The 17,478-nt window shown below is 66.4% G+C and carries 13 protein-coding genes and 3 tRNA genes; 8 read left to right on the forward strand and 8 right to left on the reverse strand.

What is annotated here, in order from left to right:
• Positions 1-123 precede the first annotated feature (123 nt).
• Positions 124-1,533 (reverse strand): ATP-binding protein, encoded by a 1,410-nt coding sequence (locus tag HLA98_RS01435; RefSeq protein WP_057501769.1) that lies wholly within the window; start codon positions 1,531-1,533, stop codon positions 124-126.
• A 6-nt stretch (positions 1,534-1,539) separates the two neighbouring features.
• Positions 1,540-2,268: a response regulator gene (locus tag HLA98_RS01440; RefSeq protein ID WP_005408779.1), complete on the reverse strand. Its 729-nt coding sequence runs from the start codon at positions 2,266-2,268 to the stop codon at positions 1,540-1,542.
• A gap of 203 nt (positions 2,269-2,471) precedes the next feature.
• Between HLA98_RS01440 and HLA98_RS01445 the strand changes: the two genes are divergently transcribed.
• From HLA98_RS01445 to HLA98_RS01455, 3 genes are read left to right on the forward strand one after another with little or no spacing between them, the layout of a single operon-like run.
• A complete protein-coding gene (locus tag HLA98_RS01445) occupies positions 2,472-3,713 on the forward strand; it encodes an efflux RND transporter periplasmic adaptor subunit (RefSeq protein ID WP_057501768.1) in 1,242 nt (413 codons plus the stop codon).
• Positions 3,710-5,668 (forward strand): MacB family efflux pump subunit, encoded by a 1,959-nt coding sequence (locus HLA98_RS01450; RefSeq protein WP_057501767.1) that lies wholly within the window; start codon positions 3,710-3,712, stop codon positions 5,666-5,668. Before HLA98_RS01445 ends, HLA98_RS01450 begins: the two co-directional genes overlap by 4 nt.
• Before the next feature lie 5 nt (positions 5,669-5,673).
• Positions 5,674-7,107 carry an efflux transporter outer membrane subunit gene (locus HLA98_RS01455; RefSeq protein ID WP_375516118.1) on the forward strand — a complete coding sequence of 478 codons (1,434 nt, stop codon included), beginning with the start codon at positions 5,674-5,676 and terminating at the stop codon, positions 7,105-7,107.
• Positions 7,108-7,324: 217 nt separating this feature from the next.
• On the opposite strand, the gene rlmB is transcribed toward HLA98_RS01455, so the two are convergent.
• The 3 genes from rlmB to rnr all read right to left on the reverse strand — a co-directional run bounded on the left by rlmB (position 7,325) and on the right by rnr (position 11,208).
• Positions 7,325-8,068, reverse strand: coding sequence for a 23S rRNA (guanosine(2251)-2'-O)-methyltransferase RlmB (gene rlmB / locus HLA98_RS01460; protein WP_005408775.1), 744 nt, complete (start codon positions 8,066-8,068; stop codon positions 7,325-7,327).
• Between the two features lie 94 nt (positions 8,069-8,162).
• Positions 8,163-8,645, reverse strand: a complete 483-nt coding sequence (locus HLA98_RS01465) for a GFA family protein (RefSeq protein WP_057501765.1) — start codon at positions 8,643-8,645, stop codon at positions 8,163-8,165.
• A 103-nt stretch (positions 8,646-8,748) separates the two neighbouring features.
• Positions 8,749-11,208 (reverse strand): ribonuclease R, encoded by a 2,460-nt coding sequence (rnr, locus tag HLA98_RS01470; RefSeq protein WP_057501764.1) that lies wholly within the window; start codon positions 11,206-11,208, stop codon positions 8,749-8,751.
• Between the two features lie 128 nt (positions 11,209-11,336).
• Between rnr and HLA98_RS01475 the strand changes: the two genes are divergently transcribed.
• Positions 11,337-11,421 (forward strand) — tRNA-Leu (locus HLA98_RS01475).
• Between the two features lie 216 nt (positions 11,422-11,637).
• Positions 11,638-11,722 (forward strand) — tRNA-Leu (locus tag HLA98_RS01480).
• A 56-nt stretch (positions 11,723-11,778) separates the two neighbouring features.
• Here the strand turns inward: HLA98_RS01480 and HLA98_RS01485 are convergent.
• Positions 11,779-12,525 (reverse strand): sulfite exporter TauE/SafE family protein, encoded by a 747-nt coding sequence (locus HLA98_RS01485; RefSeq protein ID WP_057501998.1) that lies wholly within the window; start codon positions 12,523-12,525, stop codon positions 11,779-11,781.
• Between the two features lie 99 nt (positions 12,526-12,624).
• Between HLA98_RS01485 and HLA98_RS01490 the strand changes: the two genes are divergently transcribed.
• The 3 genes from HLA98_RS01490 to HLA98_RS01500 all read left to right on the forward strand — a co-directional run bounded on the left by HLA98_RS01490 (position 12,625) and on the right by HLA98_RS01500 (position 14,606).
• Positions 12,625-13,524, forward strand: a complete 900-nt coding sequence (locus HLA98_RS01490; RefSeq protein ID WP_057501997.1) for a LysR family transcriptional regulator — start codon at positions 12,625-12,627, stop codon at positions 13,522-13,524.
• Between the two features lie 50 nt (positions 13,525-13,574).
• Positions 13,575-13,661: transfer RNA gene (locus HLA98_RS01495), tRNA-Leu, on the forward strand.
• 159 nt (positions 13,662-13,820) lie between these two features.
• Positions 13,821-14,606: a hypothetical protein gene (locus tag HLA98_RS01500; protein WP_057501996.1), complete on the forward strand. Its 786-nt coding sequence runs from the start codon at positions 13,821-13,823 to the stop codon at positions 14,604-14,606.
• Positions 14,607-14,704: 98 nt separating this feature from the next.
• Here the strand turns inward: HLA98_RS01500 and emrB are convergent, their stop codons facing one another.
• Positions 14,705-16,285 (reverse strand): multidrug efflux MFS transporter permease subunit EmrB, encoded by a 1,581-nt coding sequence (gene emrB / locus HLA98_RS01505; RefSeq protein WP_049447787.1) that lies wholly within the window; start codon positions 16,283-16,285, stop codon positions 14,705-14,707.
• Between the two features lie 7 nt (positions 16,286-16,292).
• Positions 16,293-17,471 (reverse strand): multidrug efflux MFS transporter periplasmic adaptor subunit EmrA, encoded by a 1,179-nt coding sequence (gene emrA, locus HLA98_RS01510; RefSeq protein ID WP_049447786.1) that lies wholly within the window; start codon positions 17,469-17,471, stop codon positions 16,293-16,295.
• Positions 17,472-17,478 lie beyond the last annotated feature (7 nt).

The raw sequence follows: 17,478 nt of genomic DNA on the forward strand, positions 1-17,478 counted from the left end.
GGCCGGGCAGCGCGGAACGGCATGCCGGCGGGAACAGGCTGGCTCATCGACGGGAAACTTGGGAGTTGCGCAGATGATAGGCCAAACCCCGGCCCTGGCGTCACCGTTGGCCGGCGCGCGGACTCAGCCGGCCCGGCCCGGAGGAACCACCTGCGCGCTGGCCGGCCACTGCACCACCGCCTCCAACCCACCTTCGGCGCGGTTGCGCAGCCACAGGCGAGCGCCGTCCTTCTCGGCCAGTGCGCGGGCGATGGTCAGGCCCAGCCCGGCACCGCCGGTTTCCCGCGAACGGGAGGTTTCCACCCGCACGAACGGGTCGAACACCGCCTCCAGCTGATCCTCGGCGAGGCCGGGACCGTCATCGGCCACCACTACGGTGATCGCACCGCCACTGCGCTCGACCCGTACACGCACCCGGTAGGCATACATCACCGCGTTATCCACCAGGTTGGAAAACAGGCGGTGCATGGCCAGCGGACGCAACATCAACACCGCTCCGCTGCCGCCTTCGAAGACGACATCACCGCCGCCCTCGGCCGTGTCTTCAACAATGCTCTCCAGCAGCGAATCCAGGTCCAGCGCGGCACGCTGTTCGGCGCTTTCGGCACTGCGGGCCAGCTCAAGGCCTTCGCGCACCAGTGCCTGCATTGCCGCCAGATCACCGATCAGGCGCTCGCGCAGCACTTCATCGCCGACGTTTTCCAGGCGCAGGCGCAGGCGGGTCAGCGGCGTCTGCAGGTCATGGGTGATCGCCGCCAGCATCTGCGTGCGCTCAGCCAGATGCCGCTGCAGGCGGTGCTGCATGGCGTTGAAGGCTTCGGCGGCACGCTGCACCTCGCGCGGCCCGCGCAGGGGCAAGGGATCACGCTGCAGGTCATCGCCGAGGTCCTCGGCGGCAGCGGCCAGTTCCTGCAGCGGCGCGCTGGCCATGCGCGCGACGATGTACGCCAGCACCGCAATCGCCAGCACCAGCAGGGTCAGGAACCATGGGTCCACGGCAAGGATGCCGTTGTGCGCCACGGCCGGTGAATCCAGTGCCAGCTTGAGCAGCGTACCGTCGTTGAGGGTCACGTCCACCGCACGGCACTTGGGTGGGATGAACGCCGGATCGCGTTCGCGCGGATGCCGGCGGTGCCCGGGCGGCGGTGGCGGCAGCAGATCCTGCAGCTTGGGAATGCACGAGCGGAACGAAGCAAAGTGCACGTGGGCGCGGGACACCGGCCCCGGACGGTCTTCCAGTACCTCCATCAGCGCGGTGTCGGCGCGTCCCAGGCGAGCACCCGGCTGCAGCGCACGCACGCTCGGCCCGCCGATCTCGAGCAGGCGCTCGCGCAGCTCCGGATTGCCATCGAGCAGGTTGACGTAGCCCTGCAGGCGGTCGGCGATGCGGTTCAGATTCTGCCGTTCGAACTCCTGCTGACGCTTGGAGGTGGCCAGCATGGTCGCGCCGATCGCGGCCACGCTCATGCCCAGCAGCAGGATCACGAACAACCGCCCGACCATCGAGGACAGGAAATGGCGCAGGCGCTTCATCCAGGCTTATTCCAGGTTCACCGACGAGGCCAGTACATAGCCTTCGTTGCGCACGGTCTTGATCAGGCCGTCCGGGCCACCGTCGTCACCCAGCTTGTTGCGCAGCCGGCTGACCTGCAGGTCGATGGCGCGGTCCTGCGCTTCGTAGTTGCGGCCACTGCTGAGCGCCACCAGCTGTTCGCGCGACAGCACCTTGTTGGCATGGGCGATGAACACCCGCAACAGGCGGAACTCGGCGCCGGACAGCACCACTACGCGGTCGTCCGGATCCACCAGGTGGCGATGTTCCAGGTCGAACACCCAGCGCGAGAAACGTGCGCGCCGCACCGCCAGGGGTTCGAGATTGGCCGGCAGCGCCTCGGTCCGGCGCAGCACGTTGCGGATGCGCGCCAGCAGCTCGCGCGGTTCGAACGGCTTGGCCAGGTAGTCGTCGGCACCCATTTCCAGGCCCAGCACACGGTCGATCGGCTCGGCGCGTGCGGTCAGCATGATCACCGGCGTGTTCGAGCGCGCGCGCAGGTCGCGGCACAGGGTCAGGCCATCCTCACGCGGCAGGTTGAGGTCGAGCACGATCAGGTCCACGTGCTCACGGTCCAGCAGCTGGCGCATGGCGGTGCCGTCGGCGGCCGTGCTCACCTGGTAGCCGGCACGGCCCAGCTGTTCTGCCAGCAGGGTGCGGATGTCGTTGTCGTCGTCGACGATCAGCAGTCGATGCATCGTGTTTTCAGTCTCCATGTCGCGATCATCCCGTGTCGGCAGCTGAACCGCATCCGGGGCAATGCGTACCAGTGTATCCAGCCATGGGCGGGATACCTGTGGTTACGCGTATTCACCGACAGTGTTACATACAGACATACCCCGAGGATTGGCCCCCCGTCGGTCGATCTTCACAATGCCCACCAACGCCGCCACCGCGGCCCCGAGAGTGAAGCCACGACGTGACGTTCCGCCTGCTGCCCGCGACCCGCCGAGGTCGCCTGATACTGATCGCCCTGTTTGCCCTCGCCGTCGCCGCAGGTGCCTGGTGGCTGCTGCGCAAGCCCGCCGCCCCGGCCGTAGCGACCACCCCGGTCAGCCGCGGCGACATCGAGCAGACCGTGGAGGCCACCGGCGTGATCGACGCCTACAAGCTGGTCAGCGTCGGTGCGCAGGCCTCGGGCCAGATCAAGTCGCTGAAGGTGCAGCTGGGCGATACCGTGAAGGAAGGCGACCTGATCGCCGAGATCGATGCCACCACCCAGCAGAACCAGGTGCTCAACGCGCAGGCCTCGCTGGACCAGGTCACCGCCCAGCGCGCCGTGCAGCAGGCCACCCTGCGCCAGGCCGAACTGGAGTTCGCGCGCCAGAAGCAGATGCTGGCCGCCGAGGCCACCTCGCGCCAGGAATACGATGCCGCCGAAGCACAGTTGAAGACTGCCCGCGCCCAGCTGCAGTCCTACGAGGCGCAGATCAAGGGCCGCGAAACCGAGCTGGGCACCGCACGCGCCAACCTCGCCTACACCCGCATCACCGCGCCGATGGATGGCACCGTGGTCGCGGTGGTGGCCGAGGAAGGCCGCACCGTGAACGCCAACCAGACCGCGCCCACCATCGTGATGCTGGCGCGGCTGGACGTGGTCACGGTCAACGCCGAGATCTCCGAGGCCGACGTGGTCAAGATCAAGGCCGGCATGCCGGTGTACTTCACCACGCTGGGCGAGCCGGACCGCAAGTACCACGCCACGCTGCGCCAGATCAATCCGGCGCCGGCCTCGATCGCCAACGAGAACTCCTCCAGTTCCAGCAGTTCGTCCAGCTCCAGTTCCAGCAGCGCGGTGTACTACAACGCGCTGTTCGATGTGGAGAACCCGGACGGCACGCTGCGCATCGACATGACCGCGCAGGTCTCGGTGCTGCTCAAGCAGGCCAAGGGCGTGCTGATGGTGCCGGCGGTAGCGCTGGGGCCGAAGCGCCGTGGCGACGAGCGCATGGTGCGGGTGCTGGACGACAAGGGCCAGCCGCAGCCGCGCAAGGTCACCGTGGGCATCAACAACGGCGCCTCGGCCGAGATCCTGTCCGGGCTGAAGGAAGGCGAGCGCGTGGTGGTGGGCGAAGCCGGTGCGGCCGGTGCAAGCGCCGGCGGCGGCAACCGCGGCGGCATGCAGATGCGGGTCGGCGGCCCGGGCATGGGGCGCCGATGAGCACGACGGCGCCGCTGCTGCGCCTGCGCGACCTGCGACGCGAATTCCCGGCCGGCGATGATGTGATCGCCGTGCTGCGTGACGTCAATCTCGACATCCACGCCGGTGAGATGGTGGCCATCGTCGGCCAGTCCGGCTCGGGCAAGTCGACGCTGATGAACATCCTCGGCTGCCTCGATCGTCCCACCCGTGGCAGCTACCAGGTAGCCGGCCGCGAAACCGGGAAGATGGAACCGGACGAGCTGGCCGAACTGCGCCGCGAGCATTTCGGCTTCATCTTCCAGCGCTACCACCTGCTGGGCGACCTGGATGCGCGCGGCAACGTGGAAGTACCGGCGGTGTATGCGGGCAGCCCCGGGCCCGTGCGCAACGCGCGTGCCGAGCAGCTGCTGCAACGGCTGGGCCTGAGCGACCGCATGCATCACAAGCCGGGCCAGCTGTCCGGTGGCCAGCAGCAGCGCGTGTCGATCGCACGTGCCCTGATGAACGGCGGCGAGGTGATCCTGGCCGACGAACCGACCGGCGCGCTCGACACGAAATCCGGCGAGGAAGTGATGGCGATCCTCGGCGAGCTGCACGCCGAAGGCCACACCATCATCATCGTCACCCACGACATGAGCGTTGCCGAACATGCGCAGCGCATCATCGAGATCCGCGATGGCGAGATCATCGCCGACCGCGCCAACCCGAACGCACCGAGCTACCGCGCGCAGCGCGAGGCCAGCACCGGTGTTGCCCACGGCAACAGCTGGCGGGCGGCGCGCGACCGTTTCACCGAAGCGTTCCGCATGGCCTTGCTGGCGATGAACGCACATCGGCTGCGTACCTTCCTGACCATGCTCGGCATCATCATCGGCATCGCCTCGGTGGTCTCGGTGGTGGCGCTGGGCAATGGCTCGCAGCAGCAGATCCTGCAGAACATCAGCGCGCTCGGCACCAACACCATCGACGTCTATCCCGGCCGTGGTTTCGGCGACATGCGCTCGGCGCGGGTTCAGACGCTCAAGGCCAGCGATGCCGATGCACTGGCAAAGCAGAGCTACGTTGACAGTGCCACCCCCAGCGTGTCGACCTCGGTCACCGCCCGCTACCGCAACCAGTCCTCCACCGCCCAGGTCAGCGGCGTTGGCGAGCAGTTCTTCCGGGTCAAGGGCGTGACCCTGCTCAGCGGCAGCTTCTTCGATAGCGATGCGGTGAAGGGCCTGGGCCAGGTGGCGGTGATCGACGAGAACACCCAGACCCAGTTCTTCCCCGATGTCGATCCGGTCGGCCAGGTGATCCTGCTCGGCAACGTGCCGGCGCGCGTGGTCGGTGTGGCCAAGCGTCAGAGTTTCGGCTTCGGCGGCAGCACCAGCCTCAGCGTGTGGGTGCCGTACACCACGGTGATGTCACGCATGCTCGGTCAGAGCCACGTCTCCAGCATCACCGTGCGCGTGGACGACGACACGCCGATGGATGCCGCACAGGAAGCGATCACCCGACTGTTGACGATGCGCCATGGCACCGAGGACTTCTTCCTCAGCAACAGCGCCGAGATCCGCGAGACCATCGAGCAGACCACGCGCACGATGACCCTGTTGATCGGCGCCATCGCCGCCATCGCGCTGCTGGTGGGCGGCATCGGCGTGATGAACATCATGCTGGTGTCGGTGACCGAGCGCACCCGTGAGATCGGGGTGCGCATGGCCGTGGGTGCACGGCAGAGCGACATCCGCCAACAGTTCCTGATCGAAGCGGTGCTGGTGTGCCTGCTCGGCGGCGTGCTCGGCATCGGCTTGGCCCTGCTGCTGGGCTCGATGATCGGCCGCTTCGCCAGTGACTTCCAGGTGCTGTTCTCCACCGCCTCGATCGTTGCCGCGTTTGCCTGCTCCACCCTGATCGGAGTGGCGTTCGGTTTCCTGCCCGCGCGCAATGCCGCGCAGCTCGACCCGGTGGAGGCCCTGGCCCGCGAATGAAGATGATGATGACCCGACTGCCCTTGTCCGCTCCCTCGCGCCTGCTGCTGGCGGGCGCTGTTCTGCTCGCCCTCTCAGGCTGTGCCTCGGTGGGCCGCTACCCGGTGCAGGCCCCGGACGTAGCGGCCAGCTACGGCCGTGGCGATGCCACCCTCAACGCACCGGCCGACGACCCGCGCAGCAGCCTGGATACACCAGGCCGCGACATCCGCCAGGACACCTGGTGGACCGGTTTCGGCGATGAACGTCTCGATCGCCTGGTGGCGCAGGCGCTGGCCGCCAACAGCGATCTGGCCGCCGCTGGCCTGGCCGTGCAGCGTTCGCGCCTGCAGGCCGGCCTGGCCAGCAACGCGCTGTGGCCGCAGCCTTCATCCTCCGGGGTAAGTGGCAGCGCCAGCCGCGCCACCGACCAGGCGGATGACTGGCGACGCAGCTATTCCACCGGCGTCTCGCTGGGCTGGGAGGTCGATCTGTGGGGCCGCCTGCGCACCCAGCGCGACATCGCCCGCTGGGAAGCCGAAGCCAGCGAGGAAGACCGGCAGAACACCGCGTTGCTGGTGATCGGCGACACCATCACCCAGTACTGGAACCTGGCCTATCTCAACCAGTCCATCGCCACCGGCCAGGCCAACCTGGAACGGCTGGAGCGCACCCGCGAACTGGTGCAGGCCCGCTTCGACGCTGGTGCGGTATCGCGCCTGGAAGTGCGCCAGGCACTGCAGAACCTGCAATCGCAGCGTGCCTCGCAGAGCGCACTGGAACAGCAGCGGGTGGAAGTGCGCAATGCACTGGCAGTGCTGCTGGACGGCACGCCCTGGCCGCAGCAGGACGAACCGCAGGACCTGCTGGCCGCACGCAGCCCCGGCATCAACGAAGGACTGCCGGCCGACCTGCTCGGCCGCCGTCCCGACCTGCGCGCGGCCGAACTGCGCCTGCGCAACAGCCTGAAGACCATCAAGGTGACCGCTACCCAGTACTACCCGGCGCTGAGCCTGACCGGCAGCCTAGGCTCCAGTGCAACGTCGCTGGGTGACGTGCTGCGCAACCCGGTGGCCACGCTGGGCGCCGGCCTGTCGCTGCCGTTCCTCAACCTGCAGCGCGCGCAGCTGGATACCGACATCGCCGGCACCACCTACCAGATCGCCGCGACCAACTTCCGCAAGACGCTGTACACCGCGCTCTCGGAAGTGGACAACGCGCTGTCGGCACGCGAGCAGCTGGCGCGCCAGGTGGCGGCCTCGCAGGCGTCGTATGACGAAGCGGTGGAAGTGGAGCGCGCGCAGGAAGTGCGCTACCGCGTGGGTGCCACCGACCTGCGCACGTGGCTGGAAGCGCAGCAGACCCGGCGTGATGCCGAGCTGTCGCTGGCGCGCGTGCGCCAGGGCCAGCTGAACAACGACGTGACCCTGTTCAAGGCACTGGGCGGCAGCGCTGGGTGAGGCGATGCGGGGCTGCGCCCCGCACCCGCCGAAACAACGTCAACGTCAACAACGGGGCATTCCGTTGAATGGCGGGGTGGGTCCGGTGGCAGGGGACGCCGTGAACTCGACTGATTCCCGCGCGTTGTCGGAAAGCCGTCATGCACGCTTTGGTAGGTGTCGACCTTGGTCGACACGATCCTTCCGATCAAAAAAGGGCTCAGATCACGCCGGCCGATCAACCGCGCTGGCGCACGGCCTCGAACAGGCTGACGCCGGCGGCGACGGACACGTTCAGGCTCTCGATCTCGCCCGGCATCGGGATCTTGACCAGGCCATCGCAGTTCTCGCGGGTCAGGCGGCGCAGGCCATCGGCCTCGCCCCCCAGCACCAGGGCGATGTTGCCCTTCAGGTCCAGCTGGTACAGCGAGGCGGTGGCTTCGCCGGCCAGGCCATAGATCCACACGCCCTGCTTCTGCAGGTCCTTCAGGCAGCGCGACAGGTTGGTCACCGCCACCACCGGGATGAGATCGGCGGCACCGGCCGAAGTCTTGCGCACAGTGGCATTGACCGTGGCCGACTTGTCCTTCGGGATGATCACTGCAGTGGCGCCGGCCGCGGCGGCCGAGCGCAGGCAGGCGCCCAGGTTGTGCGGGTCCTGCACCTCGTCCAGCACCAGCAGCAGGGCCTTGCCCTCGGCTGCAGTGACCAGGCCTTCCAGCTCGTTCTCGCTGTAGGTGCGGGCGGCGGCATAGCGCGCGGCCACGCCCTGGTGGCGCACCGAACCGCCAACACCGTCCAGCGCCTGGCTGTTCACCTTGCGCACGTCGATGCCCTTGCGGCGGGCGTTTTCCTCGATCTCGGTCAGGCGCGGGTTCTTCGCACCGGCCTCGACCAGCACTTCGCGGACGTTCTCGGCGTCGTTCTCGATGGAGGAGGCGACGGCGTTGACGCCGACAATCCACTGGCTGTTCTTGCTCATGCGGGCGGGGACCGGAAAGGGGGTGGCTATGGTAGAGCATCGGCGGCGGCCGCGCTTCAAGGCAGCCGAGCATGGGCTCGGCTCTACACAAACCTCAACGGCTGCGCGGCGGCCAGTGCGGCGTGTCGTGGTCGGGGTGCTGGTGGGACACGATCGTGGCCAGGAAATCCAGCGCAGCGATGTCATCCTCGGTACGTCGCGCCGGGAGGCTGGCCAGGCTGTCGACGAAGGGCAGCTTGCGTTCGGTCCCGTACTGGATCGTCGGCGGCAGGCGTTCGGGCTCGTCAAACGCGCCGGCAGCCACCGCCACGCCATCGGGCGCCTCGTAGGTCAATGGCGTACCACAGTCGGCGCAGAAGCCGCGCCGCACCACGTTGGACGACTGGAAATAGCGGGGCTGGCCCCGGGTCCAGCTGAACTGCACGCCGCGCACCGACACCAGCGGCGCGTAGTAGGCACCGAAGGCCTTCTGGCACATCCGGCAATGGCAGATCGAGCTGTCGGTCAGCTCGCCACGCGCCTGGAAGCGGATCGCGCCGCACTGGCAGCCGCCACTGTATTCGGGTTTGCCCTGCATGGTGGGTTCCTCCAGAAGATCGTGCCGACCAAGGTCGACACCCACCTGACGAGCGGTGGGTGCCAACCGGGTGAGGTGGGTGCCGACCGTGGGTCGGTACCTTTCAATATTGCTTCTTGGTGCGCTTGGCCGGCTTGCCACGCTCGGGCAGCGGCGGCAGGCCATCACCCTCGTCCTCGCCCTTGTGCTCGACCAGGCGGAAGTCGATCTTGCGCTCTTCCATGCTGGCCTTCAGCACCAGGATCCGCACGCGGTCGCCCAGCCGGTAGCTGCTGCCGCGGCGCTCGCCGGTCAGCGTCTTGCGGGTCGCGTCAAACTTGTAATAGTCCTGCGGCAGCTGGGTGACGTGGACCAGGCCCTGCACCTTCGACTCATCCAGCTCCACGAACAGGCCGAAGCTGGTCACGCCGCTGATCACGCCATCGAACTGGCCACCCACGTGCTTTTCCATCCACGCCGCGCGATAACGCTCGTCGACCTCGCGCTCGGCTTCATCGGCACGGCGCTCGCGCTCGGAACACTGCAGTGCCAGCGCGGCCATCTCGCGCGCGTTGTAGGTGAACTTGTCCAGCGGCTTGCCGGACAGCGCGTGCTTGATCGCACGGTGCACCAGCAGGTCGGGATAGCGACGGATCGGCGAAGTGAAGTGCGCGTACGCCTCCAGTGCCAGGCCGAAGTGACCGTGATTTTCCGGGCTGTAGATCGCCAGGCTCTGGCTGCGCAGCAGCACCGATTCCAGCAGCGTGGCATCGGGGCGGTCGCGGATCTTTTTCAGCAGCTTGGTGTAATCGCCCGGGCGCACCTTCGACCACGGCGGCAGGCTCAGCTTGAACTCCTTGAGGAATTCCAGCAGGTCGGCGTACTTGGTTTCCGGCGGTTTCTCGTGGATGCGGTACGGAGCCGGCACGTGGCGTGACAGCAGGTACTTCGCCGCCTCGACGTTGGCCGCGATCATGCATTCCTCGATCAGCTTGTGCGCGTCGTTGCGCACCAGCATGCCGGCCTGGGTCACTTCACCGCGGTTGTCCAGCACGAAGCGCACTTCGCTGCTTTCGAACTCGATCGCGCCACGCTTGGCACGTGCCTTCGACAGCACCTTGTACAGTTGGTGCAGGCGCTGCACCTGCGGCAGCAGATCGCCCATCCAGGCCTTGGTATCAGCATCGTCCTCGCCCACCGCCTTCCACACCTGGGTGTAGGTCAGGCGCGCGTGCGAGTTCATCACCGCCTCGTAGAAGCGCGAATGCGTGACCAGGCCGTCGCGGTCGATCTGCATGTCGCAGACGAAGCACATGCGGTCGACCTTCGGCATCAGCGAGCAGATGCCGTTGGACAGTGTCTCCGGCAGCATCGGTACCACGAAGCCCGGGAAGTACACCGAGGTGGCGCGCTTCTGCGCCTCTTCGTCCAGCGGCGTACCGGGGCGAACGTAGTTCGAGACATCGGCAATCGCCACCACCAAGCGGAAGCCATCGGCATTCGGCTCGCAGTACACCGCGTCGTCGAAGTCCTTGGCATCTTCACCGTCGATGGTGACCAGCGGCGTGCTGCGCAGATCGACGCGGCCGCCGATCATCGCCGGCTCGACCACCAGCGGCACCGAGGCCGCTTCGTCCAGCACTTCCTGCGGGAACTCGAACGGCAGTTCATGGCCGTGGATGGCGGTTTCCACCACCAGCGAGGCGGTCAGCTTGTCGCCGAGCACGGCGATGATGCGACCGATCGGCGGACGGCGGCTGTCCGGCGCCTGGGTCAGCTCGCAGACCACCAGCTGACCGTCGCGCGCGCCACCAGTCTGGTCTGGCGGCACCTGCACGTTGCGCTGCACGCGCTTGTCGTCGGGCACCACGTAGTTGATGCCCATCTCGATGCTGAAGCGACCGATCAGACGGGTCATGCCGCGCTCAAGCACGCGTGCGATGCTGCCTTCGCGGCGGCCACGGTGATCGATGCCCGTCACGCGGGCCAGCACCTTGTCGCCGTGCATGACCTTGCGCATTTCATACGGCGGCAGGAACAGGTCGTCACCGCCCTCGACCGGGCGCAGGAAGCCGAACCCTTCCGGGTTGGCGATCACCACGCCGGTGATCAGGTTCAGGGTCTGGATCGGGGCAAAGCCACCGCGGCGGTTCTGTACCAGCTGGCCATCACGGACCATGGCGCCGAGCCGGCGCGACAGCGCCTCGGCCCGGTCGGGTGCGGTCAGGCCCAGGCGCGCGCCCAGTTCTTCAGCGGTCTGCGGCCCTTCGCAACGCTCCAGCAGGGCCAGGATGGCCTCGCGGCTGGCGATGGGCTGTTCGTATTTCTCGGCTTCGCGGGCGGCATAGGGATCGTCGATCACCTTGCCGGTCGGCGGCAGCTTGCGGCCCGGGGCCGGGCCCGGGGCGTCGGCACTGCGGACCTTGCGGCCTCGCGGTGGCGCGCCGCCTTCATTCAATTCAGGGAACCAGCCCGGCAACGGCTTGCCCGGCTTGGTGGTGCGGGCTGCGCCCGCCTTGGCGCCCTTGTTCGGGGCCTGGCTGCGGGAGGTGCTCCCGCCCTTGCTTGGTTTTTTGGTAGTCATCGCCCTACATGGTAGCCGCTGACGGCGTGCAGAACGGGTCAGTGACCGTCTTCAAGGCCTTGCGTGAAAAATATTCAGGAAGTCGTTGACAGCCTGCGGGTTCATCTTCACAATTGCGCCTCTGGAACGCCCAGGTGGCGGAATTGGTAGACGCACTAGTTTCAGGTACTAGCGGGTAAAACCGTGGAGGTTCGAGTCCTCTCCTGGGCACCAACGAAAAAACTCCTCGCTTCGGCGGGGATTTTTTTTGCCTGTAATCCGGCAATGGGGCCGGCCCTGGGTCGGTTCCCTTTCCACAGGAAAAGGCTCTGACCCAACGTGAGCCTCCTGGGGCCAGAGTCCGTTTCGCAGACGAAACGGGATCCGCCCCCCGGATCTGCAAAAGTGTTGACACCCCCGTAACAACACCCCATAATCTCGCTCCTCGACGCCCAGGTGGCGGAATTGGTAGACGCACTAGTTTCAGGTACTAGCGGGTAAAACCGTGGAGGTTCGAGTCCTCTCCTGGGCACCACGTCGAGAATGAGAAAAACCCGCGAAAGCGGGTTTTTTCATGTCCGGAACCCGGCATCAGAACAACGGCCGCAGCACCAGCTCCAGGCCGAGCAGCAGCAGGAACCCCAGGAAACAGGCGCGAAACACCCGCGCACTGATCCGCTGCCGGATCACCTGCCCCAGCCACATGCCCAGCAATGCCGGCAGCACCGCCAGCGCACTCAGCCCCAGCTGCTGGATGCCGAATGCGCCGTGCAGCACCAGGCCGGTGGTCAGCGAGATCGTCGATACGGTGAACGCCAGCCCGAGCGCCTGCACCAGCTCTTCGCGCTGCAACCCCAGTGACTGCAGGTACGGCACGGCCGGCATCACGAACACGCCGGTGGCGCCGGTCACCACGCCCGACAACGCCCCCACCAATGGTCCCAGCCAACGCTCGCGCCGCTGCGGCACGCGGAACACCGGCGCAAGCAGGGCATAGGCCGCATAGACCACCAGCGCTACACCCAGTGCAACGCGCGACCCGGTGCGATCAACCCGCACCAGCAGCGCTGCCGAACCCAGCGTCACCGCCACCACCGCCAGCATCATCGGCCACAGCCGCCGAACGATGTGGCCCAGCGACGGCCCGGACAACAGCTGCCACGCATTGGTGACGAAGGTGGGAATGAACAGCATCGACGCCGCCGCCACCGGCGACAACGTACTGCCGAGCAGCCCCATCGCCACGGTCGGCAGGCCCATGCCGGTCACGCCCTTGACCACACCGGCCAGCACGAACACCCCCACCAGCAGCACGTAGAAGTACATCGATTCATTCATGCCTTCATTGGATCGGGCCGTCGCACGGCGCACAATGCGGTCTTCCCGGCCCACCCTTCGGCTGATCCGAAGGCTCGGGCATTGCGATGAGGGCATCACATGCGGATGGATATCGCCGACCTGCGCCTGTTCCTGGCGATTGCCGAGGCGGGCAGCATCACGGCCGGCGCAGCGCAGGCAAACCTGGCACTGGCGTCGGCCAGCGAACGCCTGCGCACGATCGAAGCCGATGCCGGCACCCCGCTGTTGAACCGTCATCCACGTGGCGTCAGCCTGACCGAAGCCGGCGCCGCCCTCGCCCACCATGCACGCCTGATCCTGCAGCAGCAGACGCAGCTGCGCAGCGAACTGCAGGCATTCGCGCATGGCGCTCGCGGCACCCTGCATCTGTATGCCAATACCGCAGCACTGACCAACTACCTGCCCTCGCGGTTGGCACCGTGGCTGGCCGAACGCCCACGCCTGCACGTGGAACTGCTGGAGCGCACCAGCCCCGAAGTCGTTCGTGCGATCAGCGCTGGCCAGGCCGAAGCCGGCATCATCAGTGATGCGGTCGACGCTGCCGGCCTGCAGCAGCATGTGGTGGCCGAAGATCCGCTGGTGATGCTGCTGCCGGTCAACCACCGCTTTGCATCGAAGCGCAGCCTGGCCTTCGCCGATGTTGCCGGCGAGACCTTCGTCGCCCTCGCGGATGGCAATGCACTGCAGACCTACATCGAGGACCAGGCGCGCGACATCGGGCGACGCCTGGATGTGCGCATCCGCATGAAGACCTTCGAAGGCGTGTGCATCATGGTCGGCCACGGTATCGGTGTCGGCATCGCGCCGCGGACCATCGCCCATCAGCATCGACGCAGTACGCACACCGTCGCCGTGCCGCTCTCCGATGCGTGGGCACAACGTCGCCTGTGTGCGTGTTTTGCCGAGTGGGCGCAGCTGTCACCGGCGATGCGCAGCCTGCTGCATCACCTGGGCGTGCAGCCGCAGAAAAAAGTGTGAAATGTTGTTGACACATCCTCTGTCGTTCCCCATAATTCGTCTCCTGAGTCGCCCAGGTGGCGGAATTGGTAGACGCACTAGCTTCAGGTGCTAGCGGGGGCAACTTCGTGGAGGTTCGAGTCCTCTCCTGGGCACCATGACTCAGCAAATGATCAAACCCGCGAAAGCGGGTTTTTTCATTTCTACAGTCCGCGTCGACCCGGATTTACAGCGCGCCCATCCTGTGCACCTGCAGCAGATTCAAGTACGCCCATCCGGTACCGATATGGAAGGCAGGACTGTGAACATCTGCGCTTATGGACAAGGCAAAAAAAGACCCGATCACACTGGATGTTGCCTCGCTCTTCAACGAGATGAAGGAGTTTGACGACTCTTATGTGAAAGCGCGCAAGGCACACTCCGCCCCGGTCCTCAGCGATACGGTACTGGTCGCCCTCGGTATCGCGCTCGCCGTCCTGCTGACCGTCATCGCAATGGCCGCGATCACCAAGCAATTCGCGTATGAAGGCGATCAAGCCTTCTGGAATCCCATGGGTCTGGGATTCATGATTTTCCTCGTGGTTCTCGCACTGCTCTGGGCAGCCTGGTTCACACTGGATGCCGTTCACTCGGCATTGACGATGTATCGCACACGGCTGACAAGTATCGATCAAGCACTCCGCCGCGACGATTGGGTCGCTGCCGCACTTCAGGAGCGGATATACAGCGCGCGGAAGCAAACAACGGATGGCAAGGCTTCCACGTCCATGGAGCCCGCCGAAGCATGCGCGCGTTTGCAGCTATTGATCCGCCACCTGCAGTCGGAATGCCGCGTCCGCTTGGCACGTGCCAATACTGGAGGTCTACTGGGCGCAATGGCGAGCTTGATCATCACCGGTTCGGATACGGCGCAAAAGCTCATGCAGATAAAAGTGCCGATCGAGGTCCCCTCCTACACTGTGGCGCTGGCCATCGGATTCATGCTGGGCGCGATCCTGCAAACCTACTTCGCTGCCAGACTCTCACGACTGGCGGAACTGCTGGAACGGGTCGTACTGAGCCTTCAGTCGCAATCATCGGCCAGCGCGAGCCAAAACCGATAGCCCGTAGCCTGCATTTCAGGTGTGACGGCCGCCACGACATCCCTCAAACAGAAACCCCGCCTTCCGGCGGGGTTGTGTTTTTCATCAATAACGATCGATCAGTGCCCACCGCCCGCAGAGGCCGCACCCGCGCCCGCGCCGAACGGCGGCTTGGCCAGCCACAGGAAGGTGATGATCGCCAGGAAGATCCAGCCCAGCAGGAAGAAGATGTCGTTGAAGCCCATCTGCGATGCCTGGTGGTTGATCATGTTGTTCAGTACCGCTGCACCGTGTTGAAGGTCGCCCTGCCCCATCGCGGCAACCTGGTCCTGCATGCCCGGCTGATAGGCCGAGATGTGCTCGGTCAGGTCGGCATGGTGCACCTGGGTGCGCCGCGCCCACAGCCACGTCGTCAACGACGCCGCGAAGCTGCCGCCCAGCGTACGCAGGAACGTGGCCAGGCCGGAGCCCGCCGCGATCTCGCGCCCATCCAGGTCCGACAGCAGGATCTGCAGCACCGGCATGAAGAACAGCGCGACGCCGATGCCCATGATCAACTGCACGCCGGCCACATGCTGGAAGTCCACCTGCAGGTTGAAGCCGGAACGCAGGAAGCTGGTCATCGACAGGAACACGAAGGCGATGGTCGCCAGCATGCGCATGTCGAAGCGCGACGCATACTTGCCCACGAACGGCGTCATGATCACCGGCAGGACGCCGATCGGCGCCGTCGCCAGGCCCGCCCAGATCGCGGTGTAGCCCATGTCACGCTGCAACCACTGCGGAATCAGCAGGGCCACGCTGAAGAACGCCGCGTAGGCCACCACCATCGCCAGCGTACCGGCACGGAAGTTGCGATGGCGGAACAGCTTCAGGTCGACGATCGGATCCTTGTCGGTCAGTTCCCAGATCAGGAACACCGTCAGCGTCACCACCGCCACGCAGGCCAGCACCACGATCTTCATCGACGAGAACCAGTCCTCGTCGTTGCCAAGATCAAGCACCAGCTGCAGCGCACCGACACCAATCACCAGAGTGATCAGGCCGACGTAGTCCATCTTCGGCTTCTCGATCTGCTCCGGGCGCCCCTTCAGCTGGTTGCCCACCACGAGCGCAGCGAAGATGCCCAGCGGCACGTTGATCAGGAAGATCCATTCCCAGCTGTAGTTGTCGGTGATCCAGCCACCGAGGATCGGGCCACAGATCGGTGCCACCACCGTGATCATCGCCAGCAGCGCCAATGCCTGTCCGCGTTTCTCACGTGGATAGATCGAGACCAGCAGCGACTGCGTGATCGGATACATCGGGCCGGCCACGAAACCCTGCAATGCACGCGACAGCACCAGCATGCCCATGCTCTGCGCCAGGCCGCACAGCAGCGAGGTGATCACGAAGGCCAGCGTGGCCCAGACGAACAGCTTGCGTTCGCCGAAACGGCGGCTGAGCCAGCCGGTCAGCGGCAGCGCGATGGCCGTGCTGACCGCGAACGAGGTGATGACCCAGGTTGCCTGCTGTGAACTGGCGCCGAGGTTACCGGCGATGGTCGGCAGCGAGACGTTGGCGATGGTGGTGTCGAGCACCTGCATGAACGACGCCATGGCCAGGCCCACGGTGCACAGGGCGACGCTGGGCGGGAGGAACCCGGAGGCCGCACCCGGCGCCGCCGGAGCGCCGGGCGCGGCTGGAGCTTGTGCGGACATGGCGACCTCAGCCCACCTTCGCCTGCTGCGGCAGGTTGCCCTGGATGATCGTGTGGATCACCTCGTCGGCATCATGCAGCTGCTTGGCATACACGTCGGTGTCGAACACCGTACCCTTGGCCGGGGCGCTCGGCAGCACTTCACCCTTCTGGTCGCGCAGGCTCACTTCGGCCTTCATCGACAGGCCGATGCGCAGCGGGTGTTCGGCCAGCTGCTTGGCATCGATGGCGATGCGCACCGGCACGCGCTGCACGATCTTGATCCAGTTGCCGCTGGCGTTCTGCGCCGGCAGCAGCGAGAACGCCGAGCCGGTACCCAGGCCCAGGCTCTGGATGCGGCCCTTGTACTTCACGTCGCCGGCGTAAAGGTCCGACTTCAGCTCCACTTCCTGGCCCAGGCGCATGTGGCGCAGCTGGGTTTCCTTGAAGTTGGCCTCGACCCACATCTGCTCGGTCGGCACCACGGCCATCAGCGCATTGCCCGGCTGCACGCGCTGGCCGACCTGCACCGAACGACGGGCGACATACCCGGTGACCGGCGCGACGATGCCGGCGCGGGCGTTGTTGAGGAAGGCCTGGCGCAGCTGTGCGGCGGCCGCCTGCACGTCCGGCTGGGTGGCGATCACGGTGTCGTCGACCAGCGCGCGGTTGCGCTCGACGGTCTCGCGCGAACCGGCCACGGCCGCTTCGGCAGCAGCCAGCTCGTCACGCGCGTGGGCCAGTTCTTCGTTGGAGATGGCGCCGGTGGCGGCCAGGTCCTTGCGGCGGGCGAAGTCGTCGCGCACGCGCTTCAGGGTCACCTGGCGGGCGTTCAAGTCTGCCTGCGCGCCTTCCACGCTGCGGTACAGGCCTCGAGTCTGGCGCACGGTCTTGGCCAGGTTGGCTTCGGCCTGCTGCAGCGCCACTGCGGTGTCGGACGGGTCCAGCTGCACCAGCAGCTGGCCGCGCTCCACGCGCATGCCGTCATCGGCGTTGATGGCAACCACGGTACCGGCCACCAGCGGGGTGATCTGCACCTGGTTGCCCTGCACGTAGGCGTCGTCGGTTTCTTCGAACCAACGGCCGAACATGAAGTACCACAGTGCCAGTGCGGCAAGCAGCAGCACGACGATCACGAACAGGCCGCGCAGCAGGTTGCCGCGGCGGTTGGAGGCGGCCGGGGCCGCGGTGTCTTGGGTCTGGCTCATGGCGGAG

The organism is Stenotrophomonas africana (assembly GCF_013004645.1).
Lineage (GTDB): Bacteria > Pseudomonadota > Gammaproteobacteria > Xanthomonadales > Xanthomonadaceae > Stenotrophomonas > Stenotrophomonas africana.

Excerpts from the sequence above, each read along its gene's own strand:
- HLA98_RS01455 (WP_375516118.1), top strand. The coding sequence starts at position 5,674 with ATGATGACCCGACTGCCCTTGTCCGCTCCCTCGCGCCTGCTGCTGGCG.
- rnr (WP_057501764.1), bottom strand. The coding sequence starts at position 11,208 with ATGACTACCAAAAAACCAAGCAAGGGCGGGAGCACCTCCCGCAGCCAG.
- HLA98_RS01435 (WP_057501769.1), bottom strand. The coding sequence starts at position 1,533 with ATGAAGCGCCTGCGCCATTTCCTGTCCTCGATGGTCGGGCGGTTGTTC.
- HLA98_RS01465 (WP_057501765.1), bottom strand. The coding sequence starts at position 8,645 with ATGCAGGGCAAACCCGAATACAGTGGCGGCTGCCAGTGCGGCGCGATC.
- HLA98_RS01500 (WP_057501996.1), top strand. The coding sequence starts at position 13,821 with ATGGACAAGGCAAAAAAAGACCCGATCACACTGGATGTTGCCTCGCTC.
- HLA98_RS01450 (WP_057501767.1), top strand. The coding sequence starts at position 3,710 with ATGAGCACGACGGCGCCGCTGCTGCGCCTGCGCGACCTGCGACGCGAA.
- rlmB (WP_005408775.1), bottom strand. The coding sequence starts at position 8,068 with ATGAGCAAGAACAGCCAGTGGATTGTCGGCGTCAACGCCGTCGCCTCC.
- emrB (WP_049447787.1), bottom strand. The coding sequence starts at position 16,285 with ATGTCCGCACAAGCTCCAGCCGCGCCCGGCGCTCCGGCGGCGCCGGGT.
- emrA (WP_049447786.1), bottom strand. The coding sequence starts at position 17,471 with ATGAGCCAGACCCAAGACACCGCGGCCCCGGCCGCCTCCAACCGCCGC.
- HLA98_RS01440 (WP_005408779.1), bottom strand. The coding sequence starts at position 2,268 with ATGGAGACTGAAAACACGATGCATCGACTGCTGATCGTCGACGACGAC.
- HLA98_RS01485 (WP_057501998.1), bottom strand. The coding sequence starts at position 12,525 with ATGAATGAATCGATGTACTTCTACGTGCTGCTGGTGGGGGTGTTCGTG.
- HLA98_RS01490 (WP_057501997.1), top strand. The coding sequence starts at position 12,625 with ATGCGGATGGATATCGCCGACCTGCGCCTGTTCCTGGCGATTGCCGAG.